Origin of the sequence: Pedobacter paludis, assembly GCF_003173575.1 — a bacterium.
GTDB lineage: Bacteria > Bacteroidota > Bacteroidia > Sphingobacteriales > Sphingobacteriaceae > Pedobacter > Pedobacter paludis.
In genome coordinates this window covers 542743-559698 of the sequence record NZ_QGNY01000003.1, presented here as the reverse complement: position 1 = coordinate 559698, position 16956 = coordinate 542743, and the positions used below count along the sequence as shown (strand labels likewise).

General features: G+C 44.5%; 16 protein-coding genes. 6 read left to right on the top strand and 10 right to left on the bottom strand.

All coding sequences use genetic code 11. The annotated features are described in order from the left end of the window. The first annotated feature begins 175 nt into the window (after positions 1-175). A complete protein-coding gene (locus DF947_RS10665) occupies positions 176-1942 on the top strand; it encodes a hybrid sensor histidine kinase/response regulator (protein WP_109929670.1) in 1767 nt (588 codons plus the stop codon). On the opposite strand, the gene DF947_RS10660 is transcribed toward DF947_RS10665, so the two are convergent. The 7 genes from DF947_RS10660 to DF947_RS10630 all read right to left on the bottom strand — a co-directional run bounded on the left by DF947_RS10660 (position 1943) and on the right by DF947_RS10630 (position 9498). Continuing rightward, positions 1943-3055, bottom strand: a complete 1113-nt coding sequence (locus DF947_RS10660) for a terpene synthase family protein (RefSeq protein WP_109929669.1) — start codon at positions 3053-3055, stop codon at positions 1943-1945. 227 nt (positions 3056-3282) lie between these two features. Then, positions 3283-3492 (bottom strand): DUF6965 family protein, encoded by a 210-nt coding sequence (locus DF947_RS22685; RefSeq protein ID WP_394341488.1) that lies wholly within the window; start codon positions 3490-3492, stop codon positions 3283-3285. Positions 3493-3616: 124 nt separating this feature from the next. Next, on the bottom strand, positions 3617-4654 hold the full coding sequence (locus tag DF947_RS10650; protein ID WP_146202903.1) for a hypothetical protein: 1038 nt from the start codon (positions 4652-4654) through the stop codon (positions 3617-3619). Between the two features lie 44 nt (positions 4655-4698). Further along, the gene (gene mobC, locus DF947_RS10645; protein WP_109929666.1) at positions 4699-6690 is read right to left on the bottom strand and encodes a conjugal transfer protein MobC; all 1992 of its coding nucleotides are present in this window, start codon (positions 6688-6690) and stop codon (positions 4699-4701) included. Between the two features lie 17 nt (positions 6691-6707). Beyond that, on the bottom strand, positions 6708-7991 hold the full coding sequence (locus DF947_RS10640) for a relaxase/mobilization nuclease domain-containing protein (RefSeq protein WP_109929665.1): 1284 nt from the start codon (positions 7989-7991) through the stop codon (positions 6708-6710). After that, positions 7939-8367, bottom strand: coding sequence for a plasmid mobilization protein (locus tag DF947_RS10635; RefSeq protein ID WP_205940779.1), 429 nt, complete (start codon positions 8365-8367; stop codon positions 7939-7941). The genes DF947_RS10640 and DF947_RS10635 overlap by 53 nt, the downstream gene beginning before the upstream one ends. Before the next feature lie 204 nt (positions 8368-8571). After that, positions 8572-9498 carry a toprim domain-containing protein gene (locus DF947_RS10630; protein ID WP_109929664.1) on the bottom strand — a complete coding sequence of 309 codons (927 nt, stop codon included), beginning with the start codon at positions 9496-9498 and terminating at the stop codon, positions 8572-8574. A gap of 141 nt (positions 9499-9639) precedes the next feature. On the opposite strand from DF947_RS10630, the gene DF947_RS10625 reads away from it, so the two are divergent. The 3 genes from DF947_RS10625 to DF947_RS10615 all read left to right on the top strand — a co-directional run bounded on the left by DF947_RS10625 (position 9640) and on the right by DF947_RS10615 (position 13664). Then, a complete protein-coding gene (locus tag DF947_RS10625; protein ID WP_109929663.1) occupies positions 9640-9924 on the top strand; it encodes a hypothetical protein in 285 nt (94 codons plus the stop codon). A 923-nt stretch (positions 9925-10847) separates the two neighbouring features. Next, the gene (locus tag DF947_RS10620; RefSeq protein WP_109929662.1) at positions 10848-11732 is read left to right on the top strand and encodes a hypothetical protein; all 885 of its coding nucleotides are present in this window, start codon (positions 10848-10850) and stop codon (positions 11730-11732) included. Positions 11733-11843: 111 nt separating this feature from the next. Beyond that, positions 11844-13664 (top strand): hypothetical protein, encoded by a 1821-nt coding sequence (locus tag DF947_RS10615; RefSeq protein ID WP_146202902.1) that lies wholly within the window; start codon positions 11844-11846, stop codon positions 13662-13664. Between the two features lie 65 nt (positions 13665-13729). Here DF947_RS10615 and DF947_RS10610 read toward each other — a convergent pair whose 3' ends face one another. Next, positions 13730-14248, bottom strand: a complete 519-nt coding sequence (locus DF947_RS10610; RefSeq protein WP_109929660.1) for a hypothetical protein — start codon at positions 14246-14248, stop codon at positions 13730-13732. A 137-nt stretch (positions 14249-14385) separates the two neighbouring features. On the opposite strand from DF947_RS10610, the gene DF947_RS10605 reads away from it, so the two are divergent. After that, entirely contained in the window at positions 14386-15318 is a 933-nt protein-coding gene (locus DF947_RS10605; protein WP_158526259.1) for a hypothetical protein, read from the top strand. Positions 15319-15523: 205 nt separating this feature from the next. Then, the gene (locus DF947_RS10600) at positions 15524-16192 is read left to right on the top strand and encodes an RNA polymerase sigma factor (protein WP_158526258.1); all 669 of its coding nucleotides are present in this window, start codon (positions 15524-15526) and stop codon (positions 16190-16192) included. On the opposite strand, the gene DF947_RS22680 is transcribed toward DF947_RS10600, so the two are convergent. Together DF947_RS22680 and DF947_RS22115 are read right to left on the bottom strand one after the other, a co-directional pair. Continuing rightward, the gene (locus DF947_RS22680) at positions 16122-16274 is read right to left on the bottom strand and encodes a helix-turn-helix domain-containing protein (protein WP_394341490.1); all 153 of its coding nucleotides are present in this window, start codon (positions 16272-16274) and stop codon (positions 16122-16124) included. The two genes, DF947_RS10600 and DF947_RS22680, sit on opposite strands and share 71 nt — an antisense overlap. 235 nt (positions 16275-16509) lie before the next feature. Continuing rightward, positions 16510-16836 carry a hypothetical protein gene (locus DF947_RS22115; protein WP_146202901.1) on the bottom strand — a complete coding sequence of 109 codons (327 nt, stop codon included), beginning with the start codon at positions 16834-16836 and terminating at the stop codon, positions 16510-16512. Positions 16837-16956: the final 120 nt, after the last annotated feature.

The window sequence follows — 16956 nt, the reverse complement described above, 5'->3', positions numbered from 1 at the left end:
TACGCGATTGGTTAATTTTGGCAAGGGGATTAACGATCTGCCCCTCAAGGGACAATCCTGTTTTTCCACGCCTGGATGATGTCCGTGGCATTCATGAAAGAAACACTGGATCATCTATATCAAAAATTTCCATTAAAGAAGTTAGACATTGTTGACTATCAAACACTATCCTACTATGTTCCTACAACACCTGACCGAACTCGGTTTAGAGAATGGAATGAAAGAAGAAGAGATTACACGGACGAAGATCATCAATTGGCTAAATCTTACTTTGGGTATACTGATACTTCTTTTTGGGAGCGTGTTTTGTGCACTTTCAGGAAGAGCAGACATCATTATTCCAACTTTGGCCGAATTTGTTTTGGTAATATGCAGTATGATTTTGAATGCACAAAGCAAGCATCTTTGGGCAGCATTTGCTACCTACGCCGGGCAATGCGCCAGCGTGCTTTATTTCGGCCTGTTATTAAGAGAGCATTTGGAACTCGACTGTATGGTTGTTTACCTATTGATCATTTTATGTCTGATCTTTAAGGACCGGCGTTCAAGGTTGCTGGGTTTTTTGGCGGGTATCGCTGTGTTGGTTGTACTTGAAACATCAAGTTACTTTCCTGCCCTTCTCTCCCCTGTAATTGTCGATCTTAGGACACATATTATCTTCAGGTCTGCTGGCATACTGGGCGTAGTATTTCTGATCGTATCTGTTTTCCGGACCTATGTTGAGAGCAACGATGATAACCCTGAACTCAAAAGGTCGAACGCAAAATTAGAGCTTGCAAATGCTGAACTTGAACGGGTCAACAACTATAAAAGGCTTTTCGTTGCAGAAGTGACCCATGAACTGCGCCAACCTCTCCATGTAATACAGCTAGCCTTGGAGATATTGAGGAAACGCGTGGAATCCGAACCTCAATTCTGGACCATTAAAGATCATCTGGATCCGATGTGGGCCGCCAATTCAAATGCCAGGAATATTATCAATAACGTCCTTAGCCTGGCAGAGATTGAACAGGGAACCACACGGGTGGCTTCGGACGTGTTTTTCGATCTGATCGGTGTGCTCAATGCCAACATTGCAATGAGCAGGGGTCTGGCTGCACAGGCCGGGGTGACCTTACAGCTATTGCCCTACACAGGCATTCCAGGGGCACTAAGGGGTGACCGGGACATTCTGGTCCAAATCTTCACCAATATGATTGGAAATGCCATCAAATATTCTGACCCAAAGACATCCATAAACATAGCCGTTCGCAAACAGGGTGCTTATTATTTGATTACCGTTGGCAACCATGGTAGGACGATCAGCACGGAAAATATGGCTCGAATCTTCGACCCCTTTGTGCACGGAAAGAGCACAAACGGAAGCCTGATGGAAAGCACTGGACTTGGCCTCTACCTGGTCAGACAGTGGTTAGAAAAAATGGGGGGCTCACTGTCTGCCGAGAGTGAGCGTGGTTATACAGCGTTCACTGCCAAAATATATTTGGAAGAGGCTAGTATTGCTAATCTTTCCTTAGCGGAACTGCCCCAAATGAAAGTCACGCAGGAAATGATAAACGTTTTTGGTGCGGATGATGACATGATGTGCCGTTCGATGATGGAGATGCACTTCAAGATGATGCCGGAATATCGGTATACACATTTTCAGAATGGTGAAGAACTGCTAAAAGGGCTGATGAAGGAGACGCCAGACATCATTTTGTTGGACTGGCAAATGCCGGAGATGGCCGGTCCGGAGGTACTAAAGAAACTCAAATCTTCTGGGTTGGGGGATATACCCGTTATTGTGACTACCGGCAATGGTCTCGAAGAATCCCGTAGACATATCCTCCGCTCGGGAGCGAACGGTTGCATTGTCAAGCCATTTCTTGCGGATGAGCTCATCCGGGAAATATCACGGGTCCGAAGCCATACCGGTAGTCAGTTATCTTTCCAGGGGTGATCAGGCTATCTCAAGGGATGTAAGTCTTGTCTCTTTCCATATCGAGAGCTTGCGTTTATATCTAGGCGTTGCGACCTGCCATACCCAGCTTGCCTGTACGCAATTTTCCAGTGCCATTAGGTGTGCTTCAAGCCGGTCAACCTGATTACTGTTATGATCCAGGTGAAAGACGGGTTTTTGCCTGATGGCATCGGTAAGGTGTGCAAAATCAGAAAGATATTGCCGAACAATCCCGGCAGACTGCATGATGCATTCTAGCAGATCAAGCGTGGGGCTGTTGAGGGCGACGATTGCAACCAGATTATTATCGGATTCGAAATCAATTACTTCTTTCTCAAAAGAAAAAAGATCGTTCATTAGGCAACCGATACAGGCAGCAATGTGCCTTATTTCCCTAAGTTCATCGGCCAACTTGTTTGTCTCCAGCCATTCCCAATCTAAGAACTGACCTTCACAATATTCCAACAGGTACACGGTGTGATGCATGCCGGAAACGTGGCATCGCTCCAGGATATATTCTTCAATTTCAGGTACCTTTTCTGTCAGGAGCGTATTACAGTTCCTGCAGCTCATGGCGACATGCTGATTGTAGAGTTTCAGGAAATCGTTGAACCAGTCCAATGGACTGGAATCTCGAATGTCGATCATCATCTCTCGGTTTGCCCGCTCCAAGGAAGTGGCATATAAGGGCAGGTTGAAAACGGTGACAGGGTCTGTCATCCTGCCCACGAGCTCAGCTGCTTCGCGCTGCTGATCGGGTGTTAATTTGGGATAGATTTCCCTGCCGATCGTGTCATTAAGATAAAAGTCTATTGCGCAGTTTTTGAGTACAGGTGGCATGCGAAATAAGTGCCCCTTCGAAAAAAGGTAAAGTGCACAGCTAATGTAGTTCTCTGCACTGGGAAGCCATATGTCAAACTGACGGCCAAACTGTTCCACAGACCTTTTCAACGGTGCCCGGTGATGATGGCTACGAAAGGTCGTACAGTAGTCATCTAGTTCAAACTGTCCGGGACTTAACATGGAGTGAAGATCAAACGGTCTCAAGTCGGAAACAAGAAAGCGCTGATAGGCAGAATGAATGTTCTGCAGGACATTTTGGATTTCATTCATGATGCTGGATTTTATGTGAAGTAAAAATGTCGGAAAAATGGGCATATATATTACCAACAGGCGTCATCCGCTCAATGACGGCTAAGTACATATTCAGGTTCAGTGAAAAGCAGCAGTATTTTGTTGCCGCGGAAAGCATAGGAAAAAGCCAGGCTTGCGGCATTGGGAGTCTGGCTTCCGGGTAGGGTCAGGATAAAGGGATGCCTTGAAGCTGGAACGAATTATGGCTATCCTGTGGCCTTATCCAGCAGTATGAAATAAAGTTTCAACAGTCGCGCGTAATGCTGGGGTGCACCAGTGATGCCAACCCGTTCGAGAACGAGAAACTGCGTTTGCAAAAAGAGCTCCACATCTATGATCCTGGATCCTCTTTCAAGCTGTATCGAATCTGGTATTTTCTGGGATTCGAAAAATGCGCGGAGTGCCTTGACATCCATAATCATAATCATTAAAAAAGTTCTAAGCCAATGGAACTAAGATAGATCTCCCTGCCGCTGATATATTGCAGGGAGAAATGTGGTATATGGACAACAAATGAACGAAACCCGCTGGACAATAACGTTAATTAGGAGTTAAATCCAAGAGCTGTTGTCTTTGTGTCAGCAGATATCCTATCTGTTGTGATTCCAGGTCACCGTTGATCTCATCGATAAAAAATAGCGGCGTATCGGTTGGCAGAATTGTACATACCCGCTGTGAGAAAACCTCCATATAAATACGGTCGTGCGTTTTGGCAAAATCGAAGAAGGCTTCCATAGCGCTTATTACTCCAATAGCGACCTGATAGGGCTGGTCCTTCTTCCTGAGCCTATAGATTTTATCCATTAACATAAAAGCATTTTTACGGTTTCTGTCTGAAGCCGGATAATCTTTGGGCCGATAGTTGGGGGCCAGTGAATCATAGTAGCCGACCGCCTCTTGAAGTCCCTTATAGATTTCTGTCCTGCCCAAAAGGCCGAAGCTGCTCCGGGAGAATTCCAAGAGTCTTTCCATCATCAATAGTGAATAGGCCATAAGTATACTGTAAGGAAGCTGTGCGCATAAATGTTGCCGTTGCTGACCGTCCTTGCGGTGATCTGGTTTCAATTCGCCATGCTCGGATATAAAGAGTTTTGTGGGTATTTTCCCAAGGATATCCGGCCAGCGCGTCTCATGGGAAATCGAGAGAATAAAGTCATGAAAATCTGAGGACAATAGTACAGGTGTCCGAAAAACATTGGCGAGGTAGACGGGAAATTCTCCCTGGTTTTCAGTAGCACTGTTCCAGAAGAGATATTCCCCTTGCAGGCTATATGAAAACGGCAGCGCATTCGCAATGATCAGGTTTTCTTCAGCTTCATTTTGTGGAAAATAGAGGTCTTCGATTAATACTGACTTTAAAAGGTTTGTCTGTGCCTGGAGACCATCAGGATCCGCAGGATCGGTTTTGGGCAGAAAGATTTTGAACCGGTCCAAAAGGCTGCCTGCTCCAAGCTCGGCACAGAATAACAAGTAGCTTTCAGGTATCCTGATCATCCGATTGCCAGAACGGACATGGAGTGATTCGTTTGAGAGTGGTGTTGGCGGCGGGACTTTCATTTTTAAATATGTGCTGTACATAAGCTTCTGGTTAGTTACTGAAATATAAACATTATACTGATTAATCAGTTTTTCCTGATCACCAAGTGGGAAAGTGCAGGGTCTCTCATCAGTCGGGCCATCTCATCCTGAATGATATCCTGGACATCCTTTTTTACCTGAAGAAAATTGGCCTGGATCATTTGCTGATCTACATGCCTGATCAAAGGTATCGGCTCGTATTCCGCCTCCTCTTTGGCAATAGCCCTGAAATCCGCCTGAACGTCGCAGTCGAATGCCTTGAGCTGGATGCGTTGATCCGGTATATCGGAAAGGATTCCCGCAAACTGGCCCGAAGAGAGTTTTGCAATCTTGGATGGCGGTACGGCAGCTTCGAGCTGACGGCTTTTAGAGATAGAGGTGCCGCTGTCACTGATAGACAGGGATTCCCTCTCCTGCATGATTTTTCCTATCTGCTCGCTCAGCTGTTTTGCACTGTCACCAGTTTCCTGACCAGCAATAATATTACCTGCTATGGACATGATTACGTCCGCCTGCTCCCTTCCATATTCTTTCCTGAGTTGATTGATGCTCTGCACGCCCATTACCACTGCTATTCGGTTTGATCGCCCGGTGGAAATTGTAGGGACGAGATCCAGTGTGACGGTGGGATACTCATCGAAAATAAGCATCGATTTAAGCTTATCTTTTTTGTTGATTACCTTTAATAAACGGTTTCCAAAAAGTGAAAGGACGGCTCCATAGATCTGCTGCTTCTGCGGATTATTGCCAATACAGAGCACCTTGGGATGCTCAGGAGAATTGATATCCAGGGTAAAGTCATTACCGGTTAGCACATAGTAAAGCTGCGGAGAAGACAGACGCGCCAGTGCAATCTTTGCACTAGCGATCTGGCCTTCCAACTGCTCCATCACATCGTTGATATAGGCCTTTATAAAAGGGTTGACCAATACCTCAATTTCCTTTTGGGTCTGTAATATGCTAAAAAGTGGATCGTAGTCCATTTGTATCAGCTCTATCGCATGGGGCAGCGTACAATAAATTCCGTTCTTATATTTGCGCAGGAACCAGATAATTGCGGTAAAAAAATTGATTGGTGACTCCACGAAAAAATCGCCCTGTTTTTTTTGCCACTCTTTTGAAAGATTGAGCAATATTGTTCTGGCGGACTCTGTTGCGTCAGTGATATCGGTCATACTGTGGGGCTCTAACGGATTGCCCCGATGTGATCTTGACGGTTCTTCAAAGTTAATGAAAAAGCATTCCGCCTTTGCGGGGTATTTATGTTTGTTTTTTAAGAAATGGTTATAAGCGATGATCGATAGATCGGGAAACTTGAAATCGTATATCAGCATCGTATATGGTTCTGGGGATTTTCCAAGTGCCTGGGCAATAAATTGACGGATGATAAATGCAGTTTTACCCGCTCCTGCCGAGCCGCTCACCAAGGTTGAGCGGTAGGGGGCGATAATGTTCAGAAAACCGTCCCGGGTTTTGTTTTTTAGCTGATATTTGGTGGGGATGTTGATGGAGTTTTCGTTGACCAGCAGCCGTTCTTCCTGGGGAAATGTTTCGTTTTCACTGTTAAAAACATCACTGTTGTCAAGGCTTTTGATGATGATGCGTGAAATTGTCGTTCCTCCGGAAATAATTAGCAGGAAGCCTACAGAAGTGATGGCCATATAACCAATAGCCAGAATCTCAGTTTGCATGCTGAGGTAGAGCCATCCAAAACTCAGGAAATAAAGCAGCAGGCCCAGAACAAGGTAAGTCCCTGCCAAGCGGAAATTCATTTTCTGATCCTTTCTTCCCTTTGATCCAATTAGCGAGACTACCAAAAAAAGAAGTGCCCAGCACTTTGATAGATGAAAGTTTTTAAGCAGACCGGAATGCTGGATGTTGGCAAGAATCCGGTCAGAGAATCCGCTTGAGAGTCCCCAATTATGGAACGTTCCGTAGAGATAATAGTAATAGTGGATTACCAGGACAACAATTGAAATTAGCCTGGTAAAGTCGAGGATCTTTCTAAGACCCTGTTCGTTTTCGCCTGTATTCATGATAGTGGAATTTTACCTTAGTTTTTTCGTTTACGTTTTTTGCGTGCGGTTCTTCGTAGCTGATATGGGAGTGGTTCATAGCTGTACTCGCTGCGTAAGAGGATATCCAAAAAGCTTTCGCTCTCGTCTGGGAGAAATGATTTGGCCGCAAAGTGACCACTGGATAACCTGCCCAGATCAGAGGAAGGTGGAACCTTGTTGGCAGCCATTAGGTTCTCATTCCCAGGGGTCAGCTTTTCAGTTGCGGCTTGCTTCTCTTCTATGCGCTTTTGCAATGCCGACGCACTATAACCTTTGCCCAGGTCGGATCCGATGAATGCACATTTTTTTATGTTATCGACAAAGGTTACTCCGTAGAGGAAACCCTGCGCATTGATGTTAAGTTGGGTATAGATGCCTTTGGTGCTGAGATCATTCACCAGGCCTGAAATGCTGACGTTTGAACTATGGAAGTAAGCGTCGATGAGCTGTCGGATATGCTTCTTGAACGGGAGCCGCCTAATGGCGTTTTGCTTAAACCTTTCTTGGAGAAATGCCATTGTTGGGGAAGGATAAAAACGGCTTGCTTTTATCGGCTTGGTCGCAGGTTTACATTTGTCATCCAGTACAGTATATAGTAGACCTCCGGACTGGAAAACCCTTGAATTTTGACTTCCCCTGTCAGCGAAGACATTGTACTGCCTTAGTATGGCATTGTACTCTTCCAATGAGGTGTAGGCATACTTGTGAGGTACTGTGCGCAGGATATTATTAATTTCTGAACGCACTTCTGATTTGCCGGCTACTATTCGTTTCAGGTCGACCGGTTTGAGCGTATAGCTTTCTTTCATTTCTTGATCTGTGGCAACAGTAAGCCCATATATACCTTCAAGGGCTCGGGTTGCCGTCCATGATTTACCCGCACCGATCCTGAAGGTGTCAATCCGTTTGCCGTCAGGTTTGATGTTTGTGGTCAGCACATGGACATGGGGATGTGCGGCGTCGAAGTGCTGATAGACCAGATAAGGCTGATCCCCGAAACCAATTCTCTCCATATAATCATCCGTGATCTGGATGAGCTTATTACGGTCGAGATCATCATTGACGGAAAAATTAAGGCTGATATGCAGGCAATTTGACGTTGCCTCGCTACGTGACATTAAGCGCAAAAGTCCCTCCTCCTTGTCATAAAAGTTCAGTTCAGCCAGTTCCTTCAAATATCCATTGGAGTGGATGAATTCTGCACGATTTTTATCGACCTTCTTTTCGTTATAGTTCATTGCTTTTCTCATGCTGTCCGGGCTGCTGACTATTGCGATCATCGTAGTATATTTTCAGTGTGGTTTTTTTGGTTTCTTCAATCTTATTGATCAGGATCTGGCGATCGATGTTCCACCGGAGATACCACTTTTTATACTCGGGAATTTCCTTAATCAGGTGAAGTTTTTTCACAGCCTGATTGAAATTATTGCCGATGCCGTTAAGTGTTTTGAAAAGCTTGGTGAGCAGCTGTAGAAAATCATCGCTAGACTGATTCCTGTAAGTAAGTGTAACCGGTTTTTGCATCAGCATCTGACGCGCGTATTGACTGAATTTTGTATGGGAGCTTTTTTTGAATAGACGGTGTATCTCATCATATTCCTCTGGCTTTACCCTGAAGCTTATCCAGTTTTTGGTGTTTTTATGTTCTTCTTTCATCACTAAACTATTTCACTTTGAACATGCCCTAAAGGGCTTATTTTAACAACCCCGCCGAGTTCCGAGGCAAGGGGAAAATCCAAATGTTGCAACATTTGAACACCTTGCCGGTTCTGCAGGGAACCTGGAACCGACGGGACCGTGTCGTTTCGGGATCCCGGTAATCTTATCCCTGTCATTTATTTGCACCAGCCTTCATTTTGTTTAAAAGCGGTGCCCACGTCTCAATTTTGGAGGCTTTGGATTCTGCATGTGCCACCTGTTAAAATCCATTTTGTCCCCGGCAAAAAACTTGCTTGCATCTACGTAATTGGCACCCTTGGTTGCTAGTGCTTCACGGGTAACCTGACGCCCTTTGTTGTCGTGGTCCAGGTAGAGGTAAATAGCGCTATGGGCTTCCAGAAAAGGGCGGAGTTTGGGGAAGAAAACGGCGCTATTAAGGATGGCAAAATTTTTTTTCAAAGCAGCCGTATTTTCATTTCTGGTGAGGAAGGTCAGGTAGTCAAAAAATCCTTCGAAAACGCAAACTTCTCTGCAGCCATTATCAACGGTTGTTACCCCTTTGGGAGAACTGGCCCTTTTAGCATATTGATTTCTAATTTCCCATCCGCCGATGTCGTTCTTAAAGCCTATTCCAAAGTAATTTCTTCCGGCGATCTGATAGTGTACTTCCTTACAGTGCCGGTCAAGAATATGACGGGGTATGCCACGTGACAGTGCGTAGTTCACGAGTGAATATGCATAAATTCCGCGCACGTTGGTAATGATTACAGGGTTTGCTGGTTCCTGGTGTACCTTCTCTGATATACGGGGTTCAACAGGTACCGCTAAGGCAGTGTTGCCAAACTTTTCTGCAACTTCCCGGCTGCTCCAGCCATGCAGCATTTTCATCAAGGTAATCAGGTCACCGCCCAAGGGACCTCCCTTTGCAGATGTCTCTCCAAAGTCTACCCACAGTCCTTTTGACAAATCAACTTTGAAACTTGCTGTACGTTCCTGTCTGAACGGAGAACGATATAACAGGTACCCAGCAAAACGTTTCTGAGGGCTATGGCCCAGGGACGATAAATAATCCTCCAGGGAAAGTTCCATCTTGATTTTAGCCAGCTTATCTTTTAGCTCTTCTTCCATAACATGTCCTTTTCAATTTCGCTACAATGACAAAAGTATAAAGCACTTCATTCAATCGGGCTACCACTGCGAATTTGGAAGAGGAGGAACACCTTTATGATAACTACATTTGCTTCATGTTAAACCATAAAAAAGAGAGAAATGAAAAGTGATGCAATGGAAATGGTGGACACGATGATGAGTGTTCCGGGAATGGGTGAAAAGGTGAAATTCATGGGGCAGTCGACAACAATGTCCAGGCGTGTGATACTCATCCTTTATAAGCTGATCGCAAAGGGTGTCAATGACAAAGAGGAGCCAGGACACCTGCTGGAAAATATTCCGCAGGATGTAGCGACTGAACTGAAAGCCTTTGCTGATGACTGTCTTGAAAAGGCAGGCCTGGTTGATTTCAACAAAGGACTCAATAAGCTTCTTGCCAAATAGTTCAAGGCGCTAGTTCAATTTCCTGCTACATGTTCGAAAAGGTTATTTCCAGCAGGAAGCACCGGTTCTGGGTCATGATCTGGAGCCGGTTTTACTTTATTGCACATTTCTCCGTCAGCCCTTATATGGGATACATATCCATCGGCTGGGTATGGGTAAATTCCCAGCAATTTCCGATGCTATACTAACAGTTTAACGTGAGCATTAAATACTTTTTTCTTCTACTCAGAACCCGATGCGCTTTCCGACAGATCAGGGATGAGAATTATTTATGCTGTATTATTTTAAATTTTTTCCTGACCTCCACGTTACCTTAACGAAAAAAATAAGACATTCACAGCTTCCAATCTTCATTTTCTTCACTGCATTTATGGTTCGGACAAGATTCAAAAGCATGCTTTTTATATGGCAGAATTAGCATAAAATAAATGTACCTATCGAGGGATCATTACAGCGCTTCCATTATGATGCCTTATCATCCAGACATCTAGGAATGTTGCATAGGCTTTCATGATAGGCCTGGATCAATACTGTAGGTTCCAGGAGCATTCTCCAGCGTCGACCCGTCAAAACGGTTTAATGTATAAGCAATTCGCACCATGTACTGTAGAAATCGTCGCGCAGTAAAATTGCCAACCACAATACGGAAAGGATTTTTCCTTTTTGATTAACGAGACATTAACAATGGCATATAACTGTTGTTTTTTATTTTCGCACTGAACGCATGAGGGGACTGTGAACCTTCTAACGTTATAAAGCCGCATTGCGCAATCGAAAAGACATTGTAATTATTGACAACAAAAAATTCCCGATGCTAAACAGTTTCCAACCATGTCGTTCTCGACAGCTAAAAGCGTATGTTCCTATAATTGCCAACCGCCAGGCCTGATCTTAATCCTAGATTTTCCACCAATCAATTGAGTATGGAAGTGACCAAAGGTTACTTCACCTCCGGGAATTTGATGATACCGCATGAACTTATTGTGTTCCTGCAACGGGATGTCATTGGAGACCGAGATGTGAAAGGAAAGCTCTCCAGGCTGTATGGCCTGCTTACGACACCTGGATCTATTGAAAACAAATTGGCCGCTTTGGTAAAGTCAGAGAATGATCCTGTGCTGATGGTAAATGCCCAGTTCCTTCTTGAAAACTCACCCAGAGTCAGAGAAGGGGACGTCGCCCCTTGCATGTTTGAAGAATATATCTATAACATCATCCGGTCCCTGGAATCAAACCGGGGCTTTAAGAAAATTGCCTATCAGGAGTCCGTTGTTGAAGGTCTAAACCGAAGCAGAATGTCAACGATAGCATTCAGCTTTCGTAACCGCATCTGCAACCCCGGCCTAAAAGAGCTGAGTCAATACTTGACTGATTGGTACAACCTCCTAAGGGAAGTTTTTTTGATGGCCAACCACGGCCTTTGCCTTCATTTTCAACAGATAGATCCTATCAGGTACCAGATGATGGAAATACGGTTGAGGCGAAGACTTATTGCACAGAGCTCACTGGCCTGTCCCCAAGTTTATGAAGAAGGCGCATTTACAATTTACTATACCGGCATAGATATTTTCTCTCAGATCATTTTTGGTGTTTGCAGCCTGGCAATCCAGAGTGATCTAGGAGTGCAAAAAGCCAGAGGTGTTGGGGAAGAATATTCCTTAACATCATTCTATAGCCTAGCTAATAAATTAGATGCGTCGGTGAGGAAAAAAGCACTGGACAGCTTTCAGTCATTAAGCCTTATATCTGGGAAATGCCTATTGGAGTTTGGCCCTACACAATTGCCCGAGCTCTTGGCTATAATATAGGACAGGACCACCGGGGGGAACCGGGCGGCGGAAAAGCCGCCGTCCCGGTCCGGTGGTATTTGGCATCAGCTTTACAGATATGAGGTAACAAAAATTAACACCAGAACAATCATGTACAGATTTAATCCCCCGTATGATGGGAGTCGCTTTGATCAGATGATCAAAGATTTTATCATAAAGGAAATTGTCGGGAGTTTGCCAGAATTGAGCGCATTGGGTTGCCTGTATGAAATGCTGGACCATCAAGGTGATATTGCTTCCAAAATTCGGATAATGGGGCGTTTCATAACTGAGAGCAGCTCATTGAAGCAATATCAAGATGTCTACGCGATCTCTTCTGAAAGGGAATCACTCACTCACCAGTCAAGTGCCTTCGATGAGTTCCTGCTATCCCAGATTGAAATACTGGATCCAGCTTTAGGGATCCACTCAAAAAAACAGGAATCTCTTATTGCTGAATTTTGCGGATGGGAGGTTGGAATGATTCAACTGAACTTTGCAGAACATGTGGCAAATGAGGAAGCCCTGTTATATGAACGGGCCCTTGGAAAGCTATATGAAACAATACTTCATGCATTTCTATTTGGCAAACATCGACTTTGGCTGAAGCGTGGAGAACGGTCGAAAGAGCCTTCTCAGAGAATTGCTATTGGTGTACATCGAAAACTAGAATACCACACCCGGTTCCAGAGCTCATGCCTATACGATGGCCCCACATATTCGCTTTATTTTACCGGTAAGCATGAGCTCCTTTTCCATTTGCAGATGGCTAGCCAACTTGCTGTTATCGTTGCCAGGTCAAGGTCAAGTGGAGACCCGCTCCCCAAACTGATCAACCAGAAAGAATTCTGCCATGCCCTGGTTAAAGACATGGATTATCCACTGAATGTGAGGGAAGAGTTTATCGAAGAGATAAGTTCGGGAATTGACTCTCTGATCGAAATCTACAATGTGAATGAACCAATTTCCATCAGTTTAGCCACTGTCGATCCGACTGTTGCTGAAACTGAAGCTGACGGAGTTTTCAAAGAACGAGTAAGATCAATTAGAGGCCTTGTGTTTAAAACTGCTTTATTGGTGATCTTCCTGATACTGATCCTGTTTATGACGAAAAAGATGTCAGTCATGGGGCTCGATCTGTTTGCCATGATCATCATAGAGCGGGGCAGTGTGTTAAGCATGATGTGGTTCTTTGCGCAAGTCTCATTATTTTTTCTATTGATTGATTATTATAGGCCTTTTGATCGGTCAGACATTTTGTGTGCTGGACTGCTCATGTTACTTCCCATTTCTGTCCAGATCTTCCAGTACCCCCAACTGCTATACGGCCAGTTCGGATTACTTTACCCGCTGATTGCATTCGTCTTTGCACTATCGGCTACCATTTTTCTTCGCAGCCCTGAAAGTAGGCCGGCAATCCCGGGAGTGCAAATCAAAGAAACCGAAAATGGGGCCGCTGCAGAAGTCGGGAGTTTTAAAGGTCCAACTGGGAGGGGTCATGAGAACCATGGAATGTGGAACTGGCGAAAAACGGGCGCTTCCGACACTTTTCAGTTTGCCGGGTTGATCGCCTTCATGCTCATTTCAATCGACGGCAAAGACCATGAAACAAGTATGATCGCCTATGTTTTTTCAATGTTATTGTCCGTGCCCGAGCAGCCTGTATATTCTGGTCTGGTCTGTGCTATCGGTCTGGGAATTATCTGTGGGAATGTTTTCCAAAAACTACCATTGGCAATTAATGGGATAGCTCTGTTGCTGTTATTAGTTCCGATTTTTGATGTTTACTCAAAGTTGGGTTTTTCAAAAATCGATAAGGTGGGATTTTGGCTGCCATTTCTCCTGTCAGGCTTATTTTTTACCATGTGGCTATTCTTCGAAAACCTGGAGTCAAACAACCGGAACCCGCAGAATGGCAAGCCCCGCCGGTAGACTTCAAAGCACTATGGCTGGAAAAAAAATGTCCTGCATGCACATGCAGGACATGAGTTCATCATCTAGTGGTCACGCTTAATTTTCCATTTCCCCGCCACCTTTTCCAGCTTGGCTTTCCGGGAAAATAGCCGGCCGATAAGGCCAGGACTAAGTGCTGCGAACGGTGTGGGATCGGTATAGATGAGTTTGTAGTGCACTGTTACTTCCTGCTGGTTTCCATCATGCTCAGTCTCTATTTTGATATCTGAGATATTCGCTCGGGCGACTATGATATAAGCGATAGAACTATTGGATGCAATGCTGTCAATATAAGTGGAGGCTTTTGCGCTGAACGTTACCAATGGATTGCCATTAACGATTGAACCAATGGTCGGCCTTTTATCAAAGCTGATAAGCCCCTGTTTTTCCGCATCACTACCAAATAGTCTGGGTATGTCATGTGGATCGGCAAAATAGTATTCAGCAACATAATTTGCTCCAAGGTCTGCAGAGATGATTGATCTAGCCTCTTGCTCGCTAGGAACATTGGTACAGGAGGAGATCATGATCGCAGCTGCACCCATTAAAAGAAAATTTCTCATGTGACAATAATTTTGTTTCAGGCAAATTACCGGACAATTGCCCGCAAGGATGTTACCATTTCAAAATTAGAACGGCAAACCCGGTCTTCGCGTTATCAGGTCGTTAAGCGGCAAAAAACTTCCATTAGTATCTAAAGGTGTTTAATATTGATCATTTATCACTCAAAAAAAATCTTGTGGCCTACTATTTCAAATCTGGTAATCCATTTTTTGTTCCTGACAGATCAGTTCTGAACAGGGATCAGACACTTAATGTGCAATTTCAATTATCGGCGCTGTTAAACAAGTATTTCCTTCGAAACGGCAGACGCGCAAAGCTCGACGCACTTTATCGTACGCTCTTTGCTCCTGGAGATATACATTTTAGAAAGCGTGTGCTGGGCAAGTTGCTCAACACTGGCGATGGTGAGATCCCTTTCGAAGGGTTTCGGAATGAAAAATTTTACATTCCACGGGGGGCTCCTCCACTGGAAACGCTCATCTCGGCGCTGGAGAAACAGATCGAAGTCATTGATTACTACGACAGCAAACTTCGGCATGGCCAGATAGAATACTTTTGGTACAATGAGCGAAACCATACCAGAAGCACCCATGCCTATGTTACGGATAGTCCTCGATGTACAGACAGACGCTTCGAAAAAGAATTTTATGCTTTATATACGTGGATGCAACGTTGGTTCTGGATAGCCACTGCCAATATCAGTTTAGGTTATCACGGATATGATCCGAAAGTGTATTTTGTAATGCCCCTGGAATTTCTTGACGAATACTATCGGGCCGATCCGCTCATTATTGAGCGTTCTCAGGGCGAAACATCTCCATGGATAGTAAGCGGGAATTCAAGAATACTGACGTTAGTGGATGAATCCATAGAGAGTCTGGATAAATTGATTAAGAAAAACAAGAATATTGACCCCACCATGGAGAATATCGAACCGATCTGGTCAATAATGGAAGACCTGCCGTATTCCAATTTTCTGAAAGATGAACCTCACCTAATGGCTTCACTACAAGCCGTATATCAACTCGGTGTTAAGGCCCTGGGATTACACCAAGCGGTCCCTGTCTGAGGTCATACGCTATCTATCTATTAGATGCGAATGGTTAGGCCAGTTCGGCACAGGAACAGAGAATTATGAATGCATGCTTTTGTTAATATATATCCAAATGTTTATGTTTGTATATCATTTCGAACTATGCATACAGCACGATCCCAGTGCTTTAGCGGTCCCGGAAAATAAAGCATACCACTGCTACAAACTAACCAACCATGATATGAAAGCACAGGCTACACTTTCAGATACCGAGCTGGCCACCAGATTCAATTCCAGGGATGTTTCAGCATTTATATTGATCTACGATAGATATTGGGCACCCTTATATCTGCATGCAAGGCGAATGTTACAGGATGAGGAGCAGGCCAGGGACGTTGTTCAGGATGTATTTACCAACATGTATACCCGAATGGGAAGCTTTGAGCTCAAGTCTACGCTTTCCTCATTTTTATACAGCAGTGTACGTAACGGGATCATCAGCCTAATCAGAAAGAAGAAAACTCGAGTCGACTACCTTTGGTACCTTCAGGGCAATTGGAATGAGCAGGTTGAATCAACAGAAGAATACATGCGGGGACTGGAACTTAAGGAAAAAATAGAGTCTGAAATCGCTGCCCTGCCTCCCCGCATGAGGAAAGTCTTTGAGCTGAGCAGGCGTGCACATTTAGACATCGGGGAAATTGCGGGGGAAATGGGAATAAGTGAAGGTACCGTAAAAAAACAGATGCAGTATGCCCTCAAAATACTAAAAGGTAGGCTTACGAGTATCATCCTTCTTGAGTTCATGGCCTTTATTCTTTGGTTCAATAGCTCGGGAGCTATGTTTGCAAAGTGCCATCGAAATCGAACAGCTCAGAAAGAGATACATCAAAATAGTTGCAGATCCTGATCAGGTAGCGTACGCTCGGGAGTACCTGACCTTTTTCGAGACGGCGCAGAAAGCCGTAGTCAAGTTCGGTAGAATGGCTCATCTGTACAATTGTCTGCCCTCGCGCCCTCCTGAGGTGGGCCACACGGTTGCCCAGCAAAACCATGGTTTTTTTCTCATCGATCATTCCGCGAACTTAGAAAATCTTATGATTCCAGTCATTGTTCAGAAGGCTTGCGATGAATGGCTAGAGACACGTGGCTAGAGATTCGTATATTTATCCTTCATTTATTCAAGCCGCCCCAGATAGGGTGACCAAACCATTTGGATATGCTATGTCAGTTAGGATTATCACCATTGACAACATTCATGTCAAGCTGAGGAAGATTGTGGGCCGACCGAAAGAGATCGAAGCCCGATACCCCAACAACAGACTGCTCTTTCGCTTTGATGACCCGATCATTCCACAAGGGAACATCACCGGAAACATTTTGGACAAAGTCGTTCTTGCCGATTTCCAGGTAGAGGTTGAACAAGGGTTTCTCAATAGTATCAAAGGTTGGATTGTGTTTTATTTTGGCCGCTTTCCCGTAAACAAAGCTACAAGGCACAATCCCAACAGTCCAGAGGAGGACAATGTTAACGGGGATTGACAGTGGTTTCAAGCGCTCAGCAAATAATTTCCATCACGATAACTTCATATTAACATTCCAATTGATTAATTAACTACCTGGGATTTACTTTCTTCGGCTGATTGTATTATCTTTAATATGAGTCAGAATCAT

Coding starts and splice junctions, on each gene's coding strand:
- DF947_RS10665 (WP_109929670.1), top strand. CDS start 176: ATGTTCCTACAACACCTGACCGAACTCGGTTTAGAGAATGGAATGAAA.
- DF947_RS10660 (WP_109929669.1), bottom strand. CDS start 3,055: ATGAATGAAATCCAAAATGTCCTGCAGAACATTCATTCTGCCTATCAG.
- DF947_RS22685 (WP_394341488.1), bottom strand. CDS start 3,492: ATGGATGTCAAGGCACTCCGCGCATTTTTCGAATCCCAGAAAATACCA.
- DF947_RS10650 (WP_146202903.1), bottom strand. CDS start 4,654: ATGTACAGCACATATTTAAAAATGAAAGTCCCGCCGCCAACACCACTC.
- mobC (WP_109929666.1), bottom strand. CDS start 6,690: ATGAATACAGGCGAAAACGAACAGGGTCTTAGAAAGATCCTCGACTTT.
- DF947_RS10640 (WP_109929665.1), bottom strand. CDS start 7,991: ATGATCGCAATAGTCAGCAGCCCGGACAGCATGAGAAAAGCAATGAAC.
- DF947_RS10635 (WP_205940779.1), bottom strand. CDS start 8,367: ATGAAAGAAGAACATAAAAACACCAAAAACTGGATAAGCTTCAGGGTA.
- DF947_RS10630 (WP_109929664.1), bottom strand. CDS start 9,498: ATGGAAGAAGAGCTAAAAGATAAGCTGGCTAAAATCAAGATGGAACTT.
- DF947_RS10625 (WP_109929663.1), top strand. CDS start 9,640: ATGAAAAGTGATGCAATGGAAATGGTGGACACGATGATGAGTGTTCCG.
- DF947_RS10620 (WP_109929662.1), top strand. CDS start 10,848: ATGGAAGTGACCAAAGGTTACTTCACCTCCGGGAATTTGATGATACCG.
- DF947_RS10615 (WP_146202902.1), top strand. CDS start 11,844: ATGTACAGATTTAATCCCCCGTATGATGGGAGTCGCTTTGATCAGATG.
- DF947_RS10610 (WP_109929660.1), bottom strand. CDS start 14,248: ATGAGAAATTTTCTTTTAATGGGTGCAGCTGCGATCATGATCTCCTCC.
- DF947_RS10600 (WP_158526258.1), top strand. CDS start 15,524: ATGAAAGCACAGGCTACACTTTCAGATACCGAGCTGGCCACCAGATTC.
- DF947_RS22680 (WP_394341490.1), bottom strand. CDS start 16,274: ATGAGCCATTCTACCGAACTTGACTACGGCTTTCTGCGCCGTCTCGAA.